This window comes from Butyricimonas hominis (assembly GCF_014287455.1).
Classification (GTDB): domain Bacteria; phylum Bacteroidota; class Bacteroidia; order Bacteroidales; family Marinifilaceae; genus Butyricimonas; species Butyricimonas muris.
The window spans coordinates 299,471-315,508 of the sequence record NZ_JACOOH010000001.1; the positions used below are offsets into that span (position 1 = coordinate 299,471).

Genomic DNA, 16,038 nt, shown 5'->3' on the forward strand with positions numbered 1-16,038 from the left:
AAATCTTAATTCACATATTTAAATTTCACACACAATACATTTTCCAAATACTAGTAATTGTAACCGAAAGCCCAACCGACATAACTACTAGGTTTCCAAACGACATCCGTAATTTTACCCAAACCTTTTGTCACGTGATAAGTCGCTTGCTCTCCCAAACCTTCTCCTGTAAAGAAACGATCGTACGTACCCAACAAGTGGAACTCTCCATTTTCCAACGCCACACCTATCATCCAACTCGCCGGATTTTCAGTAACACTTGTAATCCTAGAACCAAAATCCTTGAACAATCTCAAACCTCGTTCCGGAATACTCATTTCATAGAAATACAACCTGCTACCTTCTGCCACAAACATATAATCACTATCGTATTTACATTTCATGTAAATTGAATTTTCATTCACTTTACCATCAGCCGGGAATTCTACGGGTGCCTGCATTTTAGAAATCTTAAAAACACCGGAATAATCATCCACGTAAGCATAGCACTGTTGTGAATAAAGCTTGTCCCCCTTTTTCAATAGCATAAATAGTGTCGATGAATTGTAATCACTGGATGATCCTATACTAGCCACATAAACCGGAGTATACTCGCCGGTATTCCCCAGTAGTACAAAGCCATCCGGTATCGTTTCTCCATAAGTTACATCCAAAAGACGAGCCGCTGCAGATTCATTAGCTTGTGCAACCGTAGTAACCGGTATAATAGCTTTATTTGTTTCATCATATACCAGCATCGCTCCCAATTTATAGATCCATGTATCAAATATTTTCGTGATTTTCCCATTATTACCGAAATAAAGCAGATTCTCCCAACGGCATTGTCTTGAATCCATTGTTGATGCATTGATTTTTCTCCAATAAATAGATCCGTCTTTCCCGACCATATAGTGAGAAGTCAGCGCATCGATAAACTGAACCGGTTCAAAGGCTCTGGCAACCCCGGAACCGAAATCTTCATTAAAAGCATAATATTTAGAAAAATCATTTGCATTCAACACCCAATTATCACCATTCTCTTGGATTACCACGATCTCAGCGTAATTATTACTGTAACCGACCCAACCCATATCCACGGAAACCGGTTTACTACCCAACGGACTATCCGGGTGCAATTCTTGATAAAGATCGATACCATCTTCCCAAGAACACAAATACCCTCCGCCATACACCTCTCCACTTTCCGTGATATCACCATCCTCGTAATCCACGTACCCCTCATCTCCTTCATCCAGATTATAATAATTCCGGGTTTGAATAAGCATTGACAAAGCCGTCCTTCCCTCCTTTTCAGACAAGATCAACCAACCGGTCTTGAAACGTGAATTCACGGTATAACTCACGCTCACCATTGTCATCAGTTTCGTGGCACGTTCTTGCGCTATCAAGTAACCGGTGAAAGAACCAACTTCATCGGGAACAATTATCAGATTCCGTTCTCTACAAATTGTATCTCCACTAAAAACATAAAAATAATCATAAGCTAATGTATCAACTTCCGGATTCACCCATGTAATCGTGGGGAAAATTTTTACCGTATCTCCCAACGTCACCGTAGACACATTCTGTTTCGAATAATAATTAAGTTTTTCAATGTTCGAATAAATATGATCATAATGACCCTTATCTTCATAACATGCCCCGAACGCGAAGACGATCAGACATAATAGCATATACTTCGTTATCTTTTTCATATCTTCCTATTTAAAATTAACCTCCGATATAAGCGACCTTCATCTCGGTACCATCCTTCTCGTACACGGTCTGATCATTCTCCGCCATCTGCTTCAAGTAGTTTTTCAGTTTCAGTGTACAGGTTCGAATCTCGTTGGCATCATTAACATTCACGTTTACTTTTCCGTCATTTATCTTGATAAATAACTCGTACTTCATATCAGAATACTCACCCAACCAAGTTTTTACCACGGTAGAGTTCCACCAATCCGGTTTAAATATAATATTCGACACGTTGATAATTGCCACTAAACGATCTGCTTGCCCTAAAGCAAAATCTTCAGTTTCTTCCAGACACAACGTCAAACGACGGGCTACGCTAGAGAGTTCCGGTGTCTTTTTAAAAACAATCACACAAGTATCCACCACTTGACCGGCTTCCATCACAAACTTTTCCGGTAATATATAAGTACCATCCGGAGTATCAGTATAATCCTTCATCACGGAAATCTTGTATTCCCGATCCTTGTCTGAGGGAAGTCCTATCAACTTCACTTCCAACTTATACTCTGCTTGTTCCACGTTAGGATAAGCAAGAAAAGAGAAACTGGTGGAATCTTGAATATATTTCGTGAACAGGATATAATCCTTGTCGCTATATAACTTAATATCATCTTCGGAACACCCGCTCACGCTCCACGAAAACGATAAAAATAAAATATAAATCAAATACTTTCTCATAACACTTTTATTTTATTATAAATATGAAGTTTCGCCATCAGGAAGCGGTGCATACCAATTTTCAGGTTTCATCTCTATATTAGTAGCTCCGTTATAAATATCCCGATTCAATCGTTTGAACATAAAAAAGGTTTGCCCTTCTGTCAAGGTTTCTCGAATAATATCGTTATACAAGATTTCAAGCAATACCTCTTTTGTCGTCTCTTGTTCAATATTCAACTTACACCCTCGCTTTGCACGCATGGTATTCAGCAATTCAATGGCTTCACGTCGTTCATTACGGTGCAGCAACATACATTCCAATTGAATGTGATACAATTCAGAAAAACGCAATAACGGCAATAGCGGACCTTGATCACTCACAGAGGCAGACACCGAAGATGAAGTGGATTGCGGGCGTTCCCATACCAACCAACGCTTATTATTGTTGTACCGACCGGTCACACCGTTTGTTCCATACATGCCACGCAAACGATAATCATCCTCATCTCCCTTAAACAAAGATGCCAAGTAATTAGCATTCATCACAAAACAGTTGGCATAAGAACCCGTCGTATAAGCTTCCCAGTTATCATAGCTATTGTTATTGGAAAAACAAAGTAATAACTCGTCAAAACGTTTAGGATATTGGCTGGCTGCATTAGATGAATATTGATAGCTACTGCTTGTCCAACGATACCACCCGGCATTAACAAATTCCAATGCTTCCAGCGCACGTTCATAAGCCTTGTCATAATCCCCTTTATAAAGATACATACGTGCCAACAATCCCGTAGCCGCCATATAATTCATCCGCATTCCCCGATAACTTACAAAATCATTAGGCGGAGCGGATGAATACGTGCTCGACTGGTAGATCCGTCCGGAAGTACTTTGGTTCCAACTCAAACAAAAAATAGTATCCACCGGGGCCAAAATCCCTTTTGCTTTCTCCATATCGGCAATAATACTTGCAAGCACATCATTCACACTCTTGTGTTCAGGCTGATGATCCGGATAAGTGGTCACGTAAGGCATTGCTAACCCTGTCGGGTTCGTCACCGGAGCAGGAGCAAACAAACGTAACAAATCAAAATGCATCATGGCACGAATGCCATACATCTCACCTAAAATCATATTCTTCTCCATACTTCCAAATTCGAAAAAGGAAGTGTCTTTCTTGGAAATCTCTTGAATAATATTGTTACAATTAGCAATCACATTGTATCCTTTAGCCCAAATATTAGTCATAATTGTTTGTACCCCCGAATACTCCCACGTGTATTTAGAAACATTATAATAGTTCGTACCCAAATTACTTGAAGAGGTAGAATTGTAATTATTTCCCAACACACTCGCTACCCCCCATGTTAATTCCCGTCCATATAATGAAGTTTCAGACAACAAACGATAAACCCCGTTCACGTACATATGAACACCATTTTGCGATTCAAAAGTTTCATCTTGCAGCATCTCCTGCTTGGAAGATACATCCAGGAACTCATCACACGAATTGAAGAAACCTAGAGGCAATAATAATAACAGATATATTAACTTTTTCATTTCTCTCTTTGTTTTAGTTAGAAACTAGCATTCAACGTAAATGTAAACGTCCGGGCAAACGGATAAGACAACCCCATCTCTTGCTTGATGGTCGACCACGTGTCGATATCCTTCATGTTAAATTGCAATTTCAATGTACTCAGTCCCACACGACGGATTAACTCGCGATTAAAGTCATAACTCAAAGACAAGGAATTGAAGTTCACGAAATTATTTTTCTGCACGAAACGAGATGTCGGACGAGTCACATTATACCGATCCTTCAACGCCTTTAACGGACTCACATCACCCGGCTCCTGCCATCTATCCAACACCACCCGGTAATCAGCGTTATAAGCGTTCAAATCCACATTCTCCACGTTACTGATCAAAGTACTATTATAAGCATCTCCACCCCATTCATACAGGAACGTCGTGTACATAGTGAAATTTCGCCAACGCAAATTAACACCGAAAGCACCTTGAGCCCAAGGCTCCGAATCCCCCACTTTCTGCTGTTCGGCAGAAGACCAATCATAAGTCAAAGTTCCATCACGTTTCACGTAGATTTCCTGTCCGTCCGCCGGGTTTATACCGATAGATTTCATTCCATAGATTGCCGTCAGCGAATTTCCCTCCTCATACTTCATATAAGGCTTCATATACGGTTCGTTTTTCTTTATGGTACTCATGATCGTTTGCATTTTCGAACCTTCCGCGATCTCTTTGTACCCGGCATAAAATTCATCAATCCGCTCATTATATCGTTTCAATGTTTCGGAAATAGATTTCAATCTATTCTTGTTATGCGCCAAGTTTCCGAAAAGAGAAACATCCCAATCCTTCGTAGAATACACGCGCCAATTCACATCTACCTCGAATCCCTTGTTCTCGACTTCCCCAATGTTATCCGTGTAGACCGAGAACCCGGAAGAAAGCGGCAAAGAAACTTCTGTCACCAAATCTTTCGTATTCTTGATATAATAATCAAACTTTATCATCACCCGATTGAACAACCCGATATCCGCACGGAAATTCCACGTCAACAATTTTTCCCACGTCAGGTTTTCATTTCCCATCGCCACCAAAGAAGCTCCGATTCCGGTTGGATACCAGTCATCCAACATCGCGTTCAACGTATTACGAGCTACATAAGGCTGGAAATTTGATTTACCGGTTTCTCCTACGCTAGCAGAAACTTTCAGATTATTCAACCAGCCGTACTTTTGCATATACTGATAATTGTGAATGTTCAATCCCGCTCCCAATGACCAGAAAGGAGCATATTTACGCTCTGTACCGAACTCGGAAGAACCGTCAAAACGATAAGAAGCATCAAACAAATAGATATCATTCAAACTATAGTTCAAAATCGCAAATCCTCCTAACAAACGCGTTTCATTATCTGACATCGTGGGCTTCTTCACGATCTCGTAAGCGTATGCCTCGGAATGATGGTCCGCATCCGGAAAACCACGATAATGAGAATAAATATACTTCGTACTCGTTGATTTAATATTTGTACCAGCAGAGAAGTTTATATTATGTATTCCTATCGAACGATTGTAAGAAAGAAATGCATTCCCGTCCCAACTATTAGTTTTCGTTTCGGTTTTTATCAATTCACCCTTACTGAATAACTGCCCCCGTTCAGTATAAGTACCCGAAGTTGGAGATGTAAAATTTTCCGTCCAAGCGTCATTTAAAGTAACCGCCACTTGGGCCTTAACCATCCAATGATCATTAAAGAACCAATTGACAGACAAATTATTAGTCCACTCCTTATATCCGTTCTTGCTGAAATTTCCCTGCTTGGCTTCATATAACGGATTCTTAACAGAAGTTGCCCCGTTAGAAATCAATTCCACCCATGAACCATCGTCATTCAACCAATAAGCATAAGGTTGTTTACGGGAATAATCGGAAAAAGAACCATAAGGAGAATTCTCGTTCTTCATCACGTTGTAATTCACTTGATTTTTCACTTGCAAACCCTTCCAACGATAATCCAATGTCAATCCGGCACCAATACGATCGCGATAAGATTCCTTCATAACACCGTTTTGATTATCGTAACGCAACTCCACTCCAAAACGAATATTCTCAGCCCCTCCCTCCACGTACACACTGTGTTTATGATTAAACTGCGTCTGCAATGGTTGTGACAACCAATAGGTATCCTTTCCTTGTAACACGTAATTCAACTTTTTGATATAAGCACTGTAAGCACTTCTCCACCAACTATCCCAACTACTTTCATAAGAAATTGCATTTTCCGGTTCAAATAAACCGGCAGCAACTTCTGCCGCTAATTTATCTTTAGCATTCATCAAGTTATAACTGCTCAAATCAGGAGCCGTAATCTCTAAATTACCATTGTAATTCACTGTCAATTCGCCCGGTTTTGGAGCCACCGTTTCGATCACAATCACTCCGTTAGAAGCGCGGGAACCGTACATAGCCGTGGCAGCAGCATCTTTTAGAATTGTGATATCCTTAATACGGTTAAGATCCATGTCATAAATCTTCTGCACGGAAACCTCGAAACCATCCAATATAAAAATCGGTGTATTCGGATTATTGGTTAAAGCATACTTTGACACATCTTCCGCTTCCAACGCATCCAACTCTCTTACATTAGAAATTCCTGAACGACCTCGTACATAAAATTCCGGCAACGTATTGGGGTCCGACCCCATATCGTTATTCCTCATCACACGCAAAGAAGGATCGAACACCTGCAAAATATCAATCACGTTTGAAGCCCCCACTTTCATGATATCCTCTTTTTTCACGTGAGTAGCGCTCCCCGTGAAACTGGACTTCTTGATATTCATGTATCCGGTAACCACCACCTCATCGATCTTCTGCTCATCATCCTTCATCACGATATTCAAATCTTTGCGCTCTTCGCCGGCTTTCAGCTTCACACTTTGGGTTTTCATTCCCACGAAAGTAAAAACGAGGGTTACAGTATCTTGAGGCAATGCTATTTTAAATGCCCCCTTGACATCAGTAACAACACCTAGCGAGGTTCCTTTAATCATCACCGTTACTCCCGGCAAAGGAATCCCTTTCGTATCCTTCACTATTCCCTGAGCTACAATTGTTTTCTCTTTCTTCTCGTCATCTTTTTCCCCCTTCCTCGTGATTATTATAAGCTCATCACGAAACTTGAAAGTTAAATCCGTATCTTTCAAAACACGTCTTAAAACTTCCTCTACCGTTTCATTCTTTACTTGTAACGATAATTTCCCCAATTGATCCGTCTGTAGCGGATTAAAGATAAAACACAGTTTGGTTTGTCTCTGAATTTCATCCAGCAATACTTTTACCGTAACATTCTTCAGATTTAACGTTACTCTTTCCTGTTGTGCCAAGGAATTAGCGGAAAGAGAAAAGGTAAAACCGCAAATTAACAAGAAACACAATCTCATAATCATCCATTTTTTTTTCACATGCTCTCGACTCAATCGATAGCATAATCGATTTTTTTTCATACATTTGTAAATTAAACAGTTCAACATTCCCAAAGTCCAACTCCAACAAGGGCCTATGGGGTAGAATCAACGGGAGGCCTTCAACACCTTCCGTTTTTATTTCGATACAACAATCGTTCGGTCATTTATAGAAAATTGCACTCCCACGACATCCGTGATTGCTCTCAAAATCTCGTCTATCTCGCTATATCGTTTCATATAGCCGGTAAAAATCATTTTTTTTACAGATTCGGCTTGGAAAAAAACATCCACGTTATACCATAAAGACAGCGTACTCATAATTTGCTCCAATGTTTCGTTCTCGAAAGCAAAATACCCGTCTTTCCAAGCCACATATTGACGTACATCAACTTTCCTCAATGTAATCTCCCCGTCCTTTCTGTTTCCGCAAGCTAACTCTCCCGGTTTCATGATTATTTCATCTCCATGCCGTTTATCGCAGATTCCCACCTTTCCGCTCAACAACACGGCTTGTACTCCCCGTTCCAAATGCGTATTCACGTTAAACTCTGTCCCGTACACCCGAATCACCACGTCATCCGCCACGACATAAAAAGGTCTGCTCTCGTCCTTGCTTACTTCAAAATAAGCCTCTCCTGAAAGATAAACTTTTCGTTCTTTTTGATCGAACACCATCGGATACCTCAAATCGGTCGCGGAATTCAAGTACACTCTTGTCCCGTCAGAAAGAGTAATTTTAAATTCTCCTCCCCGGGGAATTTTTAACGTGTTTATCATTGTCCTCTCTTCCACTATCATCGTTGAATCATAAATCAAATTCCCTTCTTCACGTTTCACGACAAGCCCGTTTCCCATTTTTATCTCTTCCTGATGCACCTCCTTTCTCAACTCGTACACCTCTCCATTAGCCGCGACCAAAGTTGCCTTGGAAACACCCGGCTGAATCACGCTCTCCATGCCAGAAGCCGATTCTCTCTCTTCGTGAAAATTTACATCCCAAAACCATAAAACACCCAAAGTCAAAGGCATTATTACGGCAGCATACCACAACATCCGCCTTATTATCCGTAACTTACTCTTACGTTTTCTCAATTCTTTGAACTGTAACCATGCTTCTTCGTCATTCAACTTATTAAACACAGCCACTTCCGATCCTAAACTCAATTCCTTCTTGATTTTCTCAAAAAGTAGCTGATTTTCCCGCTCCTCCTCCAACCATACATCCAACTTATGTCGGTCTTCCGAAGAAAGCACACCCAATAAACAATTCCGAATTAATTGAATAATATTTCCTTCACTCGTGTACATGACGTCTATTAATTTACCCCATATACAACAAGAGGTATAAAAAGTAGCAAAAGAAATTCAAAAATTTTTAGGAATAAATCAAATCTCTCGCATAAACATATACAAAAGGAATAAATTCCCCATGTACTCTTTCAAGCAACGAAGGGCATTTTGTTTATGGGACTTGACTGTTAGAACAGATATACCCAAGATTTCGGCAATCTCCTCGTTCTTTTTCCCTTCCAGATGTAACTCAAAAACCGCACGACACTTCTCGGGTAACGCACGAATGGCAATGTACAATTCACGATACACTTCCTCTTGAAGCAAATTATAACTTTCTTCTGCCTCTTCCCCTACCTGTTTAGCGTAAGACAAGTATCTATCCTCCACCTGTTTGTGCTTCAAATAATTGAAACATCTGTTTTGCACCAGATCATAAAGATAAGCCTTGAAACCATGATAAGAATTATACGTTTTCTTACCCTCCCACACCGAAATAAAAACTTCCTGCACAATATCCTCTGCCACCTCCTGCTGTCCCACCCGACGCATGGCAAACATGACAAGATAAGACCGGAATTTCATGAACATCTCATGAAACGCCCGTTCCTCCTTTTCGTTAATCCGACGAACAAAATCATATTCGACACCATTCATTTCCACACCAGCAGAATTTTCAACAAAGATATGACTACCGGAGAAGAAATAAAAATTTATTTCGGATAAACGGATTAAAAAAATCGAAAATACCTACTCCAACCTTATAAATTTCACGGCATCCGCCACGATAGCTATTTCATCTCGTCCGCGAATCTCCTTATCCGAAAGCGTCACGCTCATCTCTCCCTCCGGCAAATCATACTCCCCGAGGGAAACCCAGCGTGAACTATCGAACCTTCCAGGCAACTCCACGTCCAAATTCACCTCCACCTCCTGCCGTTGCCCACCAAAGGAGAGCGTGTAATAATAAATGATTCCATCAAGTGGCGGAATTTTCTCGTCGCCAGACCACATCCTCGTGAACGCCTTGTAGACCTTGGCCATCACCCGGTAACGCCCCTCCTCCGGGATATTTGTCCGCCACGTGGCGGACGATTTACCCTTGCCTCCAGCAATGTAATGATAACCGCGTATCGAATCTCCATACGCTTCGACATTAATCACCCGTTTCCAATGCGTGGCATCCCCTCCCCTCTGCGTGCTGGACACAAGCATCGGTTTCTCCTTTCTCATGCGCTGAAGCCAAGTGAGATTGCCATCCCGCAACTCAAAGCCCTTGTCTTGATCGTCCACCACCTCGCCAGTGTCCTCCCTTTCCATAAATTCCGACACGGGTATCGTGCGCCACTCCTCTCCCAACTTCCAAGCATCATCCCATTTCCCCGACTGATCTTTTTTAAAGTTAAAAATGGCAGGACGATTTGCCGACAACCCGGTATTGATACTCACCACGTCCTTATCGGTCACCAACGTGAAGACTTTCGCTTCCCCCGCCTCTATGTAACAAATACTACGCTGGACATTATTAAAAGCCCCGTACTCCACGATGACATACCCTCCGCTTCTCCCTGCATTCAATATCTTTGCTTCCGCTCTGCGATATTGAGTTCCCGGTTCCTTATAAATCACCGCATCTTTCACCTTAAAATATTGCTCATGCGTTGTCGTGATCCAATCCTCTATGATACCAACGACATCTACCCCCCAACGCTCTTGCCACCCTCGCATCAAATCATCATAAGCCACCTCTCCCTCCCCGTAATCATACAAACTATCCAAACTTGCCCGCAACTCTCGCATCGGGATTTTCATCATCAACCGCATCCATAAATCTTGCTCTTTCTCAACTAAATTATTCAATTCTTTTCCATCTGCCACAATCTCCAACAACGACCGCCCGATAAAATCATCCAAATACTCCTTTGTGTCACCCAATGCCTCCCAAGGTAATCCTTGGGCAGAACTCGAATAACTCCGGACCAATTTATCGAACATCTTACCCATGAAAGGATATTTTTTACAATACACCCGAATAGGTTCCTCGTCCCACACGGTTATCCCGACATGATCATTCTCTCTGTGTACCTTTTCCCCTCCAATTCCCCAGAAAGGATGACTATCCCATCCCGTTTCCCGTGAAGTAAATATCGCACGATACCATCTCACCAGCTCCTCTACCCTCCCGTCAAGTTTCCAAACATCACCCACCACTTTTTTCCCCTCCAATATATGAATGATATCCATATCAAACCCTCTCTCCCGCCAAAAAATCATGCCGGGCTCCACCAATCCGCTTTCCGTTTTCCCCGCATGAGCGTCCAAGCGAAACGAAACCGGCACCTCCAACAGGTACAAGTAAGGCTCACTCTCGTAATACCAACTCGTTGTAGCGTTCTTTTTCCACTCGTTATAACCGACCAACGTGTCATTCCATAAAGCGATCCAAGGCTTTTTATCAATCCCCGTGACTCTTTTCACTATCTCATCTTGCTCGCTCACGGCATTCACCTGGAGTCCAAATTGCTCATCCATCGGAATCACATGAGATACATAATTTGCCCCACAAATGGAAATTCCGGACATACCCGCTTCTTCACACATGAATACAATACTCTCCTCTTGTTTCAGCGACTTACCTTGTGAAATCACCACCCGCTGCAAAGGATGCTTGACAACCAAGCGAAAACGGGTGAAATCCCGTCCCGTCGCCAACGGCATCAACGGGTTCACCGGCGGCAAAGCCACGGGATACCACACGACGGCTGGCGTCAACAATAATAGACTCTCCTCCACGAAAGCCCCCGTGCGCCCTTGGGCAAAAAAATGATCCCCACCCAAAGCATCCTCGTAAACGACATCCGTCAAGTGTATATCGCAGAACCTATCATCTACCCGTCCCCCGTAATCCACCTCTACTCTCGCCGAATCCCCCGCTTCCAAACCGCTCGCAATTGTCAACACTTGCCAGTCCCGATGCCACTCCGCACTCTTCCCGTCCACTTGCACCCCCGTGACATCCAATCCCGGGTTCAAGAAGAGTGTAATTTGTTGCAATGCCTCTCGATTCCGGTTAACCACAACCATATCACTTTGTACACTCAACTCCTTCCCCTCTTGCTCCAGCACGATGGCGTGTTTCTTTACCCGGCAAGTCGTTTCATCCCAATGCCGCACGAAAGCCTCCCGACACCCCGAGCGGAACAAACGATCCTGGTAAAAACTACACTCCAGAACCACTCCACACCCCACGCCAACAACGACCAACATTATACCGAATAACATATACACTCGCCCCGTGCCATGCCGGTTCGGTAATCGCTTCATCCCGCTCACGCTCCACGCCAACAATCCCATCCCGCTCAAAAGATAAATCAACCGGTGCAAGGCATAACGCCCCGGGTTCAAATGTCCCACCATCTCGGAAAAAAGAGTCGGCACCCCGCATCCCGTGTAATCCAACGTCCCGTGCTGCCAGTAAGGCAACACCAGAATACACCCCAACCACCAACACACGGGCAACACGATACTCCCCCAATGCCACTTCACCACGTTCCCGAGCCACAATGTCATTCCCGCCACGAACACCCACACCGGGATATTTAACGTCAACAGGTAAAACAGGTAATACTTACACCCCACGGGAGCGAAACTCGTCAAGTTCACGGTCAACACCGACACGAGAATCACGATGACATTCAACAGCAAAAAGAGCAGGAAGTTCCCCACTAGCACTCCCCAATAATACGTTACGTTATCATAAGGCCGTGTTTGAAATACCTCCCTTCCTGCCAATCGCCTCATTCTACGGGAAGCTTCCGCCATCATCACGATTAAAAACAATGATTGCACCACGCTAAAAAGATAAGCGTTCATCAACGGCATCGAGCAAGGCAATGCCACCGCCCTCCAGTTCACACAATTCCCCTCCCCTTGCCAGTACACGTGACACACCACAATACCTACCAACGCCAACAAAGCAAACACCCGAAAAACCCAACTCCGAAGTTGTTGTTTCATTTCATACCTAACGATACATATCATTTCCCGCAAACTTTCCATAAACATCCGTATTACATCAATTACTTCACATTCATTTTCCCGTTATAATCTCCACCACCCGCTCGTTTTCAACAATCATCATCCCAAGCCTGTCATTCGAAATCCCCTCTTCCAACCGATAGGTGTACGTGGGTATCTTTCCTTTCATCACAGTCGGCAAACACACAAACCTAAAATGCTCACTCTTTTCTGCCAACGTAAATCCCGCCTCCGTGATATGCGTGGAAACCATGTAAGAACAATTTCGGCTACTTCCAAAAGCCGTTATCACAGCCACTGTCGCATCATAAGCATCTTTCACATTCGTACCCTTGAACAACTCGTCAAAAATAATTACCAGATTTTTCCCTGCACACACCTCCTCCGCAACACGCTTCACCCGTGCCACTTCGGCATAAAAATGACTGTACCCCAAATTCAAATGATCCGACACGTTTATCGAAGAGTACAACCCGTCCTGTACCGAGAACTCCATCACTTCCGCCGCCACGGGAAAACCTATATGCGCCAAGTAAACAGCCACTCCAAATGCTTTCATAAGTGTCGACTTTCCCGCCATATTCGCCCCGGTCAGGAACGACACGTTGCGCTCGTGGTCTATCCGAATAGAATTGCCCACAGCTCCCACCATCAACGGGTGAGAAAAACCTTTCACGTCAATTCGATTCACCCCTTCTTCCTTACCATACGCCACAGCTCTGACAAACCTCATCTTTTTCGCTACAGCCGCCACGGCAACATACACGTCCGTGTAATAAATAATCTCCAGCAAACGCCTTAATTCTTCCCGGCAAACACGACGCAACAAATAATCGTAACGGGCAACCTCCGACATAGAAAACCCTCCATTCCCCCGTTTCCCGAATAACGGACGCAACAACTTATTCTCCACAATCCCCCTCGTTTCCCGTATCACCCCGTTATAAACCGAATCCCCGTCACCTTTATCCAACAAAGCGTTAAACTCCACACACACCCGCAACAACTCTACAGTATCCACAATCCCCGCATAAATCATATCATACACCTTCTCTTTCGCCACACGACGAAAAAGCTTCAAACAACAAACTTTCAAATACGCTATTCCGCGTATAGCGGAAACCTGTATCCCCAGGTAGCGCTCCACCCTATCCACCAATTCCCTAGTAAACGGAAACGCCACTCCTGATTCTTTGAAAAACTCAAACACCTTCCCCCGTTCATTTATTGCATTCGCATCTGTCAAAGGATGTTGAAACATACGTTCCAAAACCTGCTCCCCACCTCGTGTACAAGTATGATTAAACAGGTTGAATATCGAGCGGTCTTTAAATTTCCCGAGGATATGCAAATCCGCCAAAGTCTGTTTATCTACCACGAACTCTTCTTGCGCCTTCCCGCACTCCCGTTTGGCTTTCAACATCTCCACTATCCCCTCCTTTTCTATAATCGCCATCCCGTACCTGTCATTCGAGATTCCTCGCTCCAACGTGTAAGGATAAACCAGCCTTCCGTCCTTCTCCACTGTAGGGAGATACACGAAATTCACGTTAACATTCCTCTCCCGCAATACCTCTCCCGCCTCGATTATATGAGTCGAGATCAAAAACATACAATCCCTTCTCGCGGCAAAAGCTCCAGCAACAGCGACCGTCGCATCATGAGCATCTTTAACATTCGTTCCCCGGAACAACTCGTCAAAAACCACAATCAAATTCCCCAATCGCCGGACCTGCTCCGCCACCTTTCTCACCCGCGATACTTCGGCATAAAAATGACTATAGCCCAAATCTAAATTATCCGGTAAATTAATTGTCGTGTATATCCCGTTCCGAACACTAAACTCCATTCGCGACACCGGTAACGGAAAACCCATATGCGCCAAAAACAGGGTAATGGAAAAAGCCTTCATCAACGTCGATTTTCCCGCCATATTTGCCCCCGTCAAGAAAATCATATTGCTATTCCCATCCACATTCAGCGTGTTTCCCACGGCACCCTCAAGCAAAGGATGATACATACCCTCCGCGAGCAACTCGTTCGCCTCCGGTTCCAAGGCTCGCCCGAAAACAAATCCCCGCTTCCGTGCCACCTCGGCAACAGAAATATAAACGTCTATCTCATGCAGATAACGAAGCAATTTCTTACATTGCTCATTTCCATCGAACCTAAAACGAGAGTCATAATCGACCATCTGAGAGTATGACAACTTTTTGGGATTTTTCAACGACAAAGCCCACGCCAAATTCGGATCCCTCAATATCTCCGACATCTGTTCATACTCTTCCCTGTACTCATCCGGTACCCGTTTTTTCGCTACCGATTGCAACAACTTCTCCGCTCCCTTCACGACACGAATCCCGGCAAGTACCCCCTTCTGTAACAACGCGTACTCTCTCTCCCGCCCCGAAAACTTACGCATCTTACGCTCCAAAGTATTCTTCTCCGCCGCCAACCGTGTACGCCTATCCTGATTACCCAAATAATACTCGAAAACATTAAACCACTCCGGCATAAACGGGAACTCGATCTCCCGCTCTTGAAAATAACGGATCACGGCACTGCGTCTATTAATTTTCTGGGCATCCGACAACGGACAACAAAACATATCTTTCAATACCAAAGCCCCACCCCGGGTTCTTGCTTTAAACAAAGCATACACCGAGGATCTGCCCCCTTTCCCAAAAATTCCGAGATCATCTAACGTCTGTTGGTCCGTTACAAATGCCATAAAATTACGCTTAAATCAAACAGAATCTTTTTTAAGGAGGGAAATACAAACAATTCCCTCCTTGATAAATAACCTCCTTTAGGATTTTATATTATAAATTCTATAATTTATAATCCCGCCTAATTTCTAATCTCCCTCCATTAGAAAAATAATACATACCATTTTTTACTACCGCAACATAATAATCTCCTACATCGTCAGGTTGTACCGAATCGATTATGAGTCGTCCACCATTATTACTAAAATCAATAGATGCTGAAATTCTAGAACTTACACCTTGTTCTCGACGCACATTGCCATTCTTATCAATAGTTAAAAGCAATCTAGGATTTTGCCCAGGCTTTTGATAAAATATTAAAATTAAATCAACATCGCACAATGCTACATTTTTTATCGTAAAATTAAAAGTAGCACGTTCCCCAGGAAAAACCGCTAAAGAACTTGGAGTTTGTACTACTTCTGGCTCTAAAGTAGTTTTATTTCTCGCTTTTTGTGCCATTCCTTCTGCCATTCCTCCTATCAGAAAAAATACAGAAACTATTAAAAACATTACAATCTTTTTCATAGTAACTCAATTTAATA

The 16,038-nt window shown here is 43.1% G+C and carries 9 protein-coding genes; all 9 read right to left on the reverse strand.

Annotated elements, in window-relative coordinates:
* Nucleotides 1-50 precede the first annotated feature (50 nt).
* The 9 genes from H8S64_RS01195 to H8S64_RS01240 all read right to left on the reverse strand — a co-directional run bounded on the left by H8S64_RS01195 (nt 51) and on the right by H8S64_RS01240 (nt 16,021).
* Nucleotides 51-1,694: a PKD-like family lipoprotein gene (locus H8S64_RS01195; protein WP_186974628.1), complete on the reverse strand. Its 1,644-nt coding sequence runs from the start codon at nt 1,692-1,694 to the stop codon at nt 51-53.
* A 16-nt stretch (nt 1,695-1,710) separates the two neighbouring features.
* A complete protein-coding gene (locus tag H8S64_RS01200) occupies nt 1,711-2,415 on the reverse strand; it encodes a DUF4843 domain-containing protein (RefSeq protein ID WP_099291024.1) in 705 nt (234 codons plus the stop codon).
* A gap of 15 nt (nt 2,416-2,430) precedes the next feature.
* On the reverse strand, nt 2,431-3,957 hold the full coding sequence (locus tag H8S64_RS01205; protein WP_099291025.1) for a RagB/SusD family nutrient uptake outer membrane protein: 1,527 nt from the start codon (nt 3,955-3,957) through the stop codon (nt 2,431-2,433).
* Nucleotides 3,958-3,974: 17 nt separating this feature from the next.
* A complete protein-coding gene (locus H8S64_RS01210; RefSeq protein WP_255469372.1) occupies nt 3,975-7,436 on the reverse strand; it encodes a SusC/RagA family TonB-linked outer membrane protein in 3,462 nt (1,153 codons plus the stop codon).
* 96 nt (nt 7,437-7,532) lie between these two features.
* Nucleotides 7,533-8,705, reverse strand: coding sequence for a FecR family protein (locus H8S64_RS01215; protein ID WP_186974629.1), 1,173 nt, complete (start codon nt 8,703-8,705; stop codon nt 7,533-7,535).
* 78 nt (nt 8,706-8,783) lie between these two features.
* Nucleotides 8,784-9,344 (reverse strand): RNA polymerase sigma-70 factor, encoded by a 561-nt coding sequence (locus H8S64_RS01220; protein WP_099291027.1) that lies wholly within the window; start codon nt 9,342-9,344, stop codon nt 8,784-8,786.
* A gap of 93 nt (nt 9,345-9,437) precedes the next feature.
* The gene (locus H8S64_RS01225; protein WP_186974630.1) at nt 9,438-12,746 is read right to left on the reverse strand and encodes a golvesin C-terminal-like domain-containing protein; all 3,309 of its coding nucleotides are present in this window, start codon (nt 12,744-12,746) and stop codon (nt 9,438-9,440) included.
* 31 nt (nt 12,747-12,777) lie between these two features.
* Nucleotides 12,778-15,456, reverse strand: a complete 2,679-nt coding sequence (locus H8S64_RS22375; protein ID WP_222621123.1) for a MutS-related protein — start codon at nt 15,454-15,456, stop codon at nt 12,778-12,780.
* 100 nt (nt 15,457-15,556) lie between these two features.
* Entirely contained in the window at nt 15,557-16,021 is a 465-nt protein-coding gene (locus H8S64_RS01240; protein WP_186974631.1) for an immunoglobulin domain-containing protein, read from the reverse strand.
* Between the last annotated feature and the right edge of the window lie 17 nt (nt 16,022-16,038).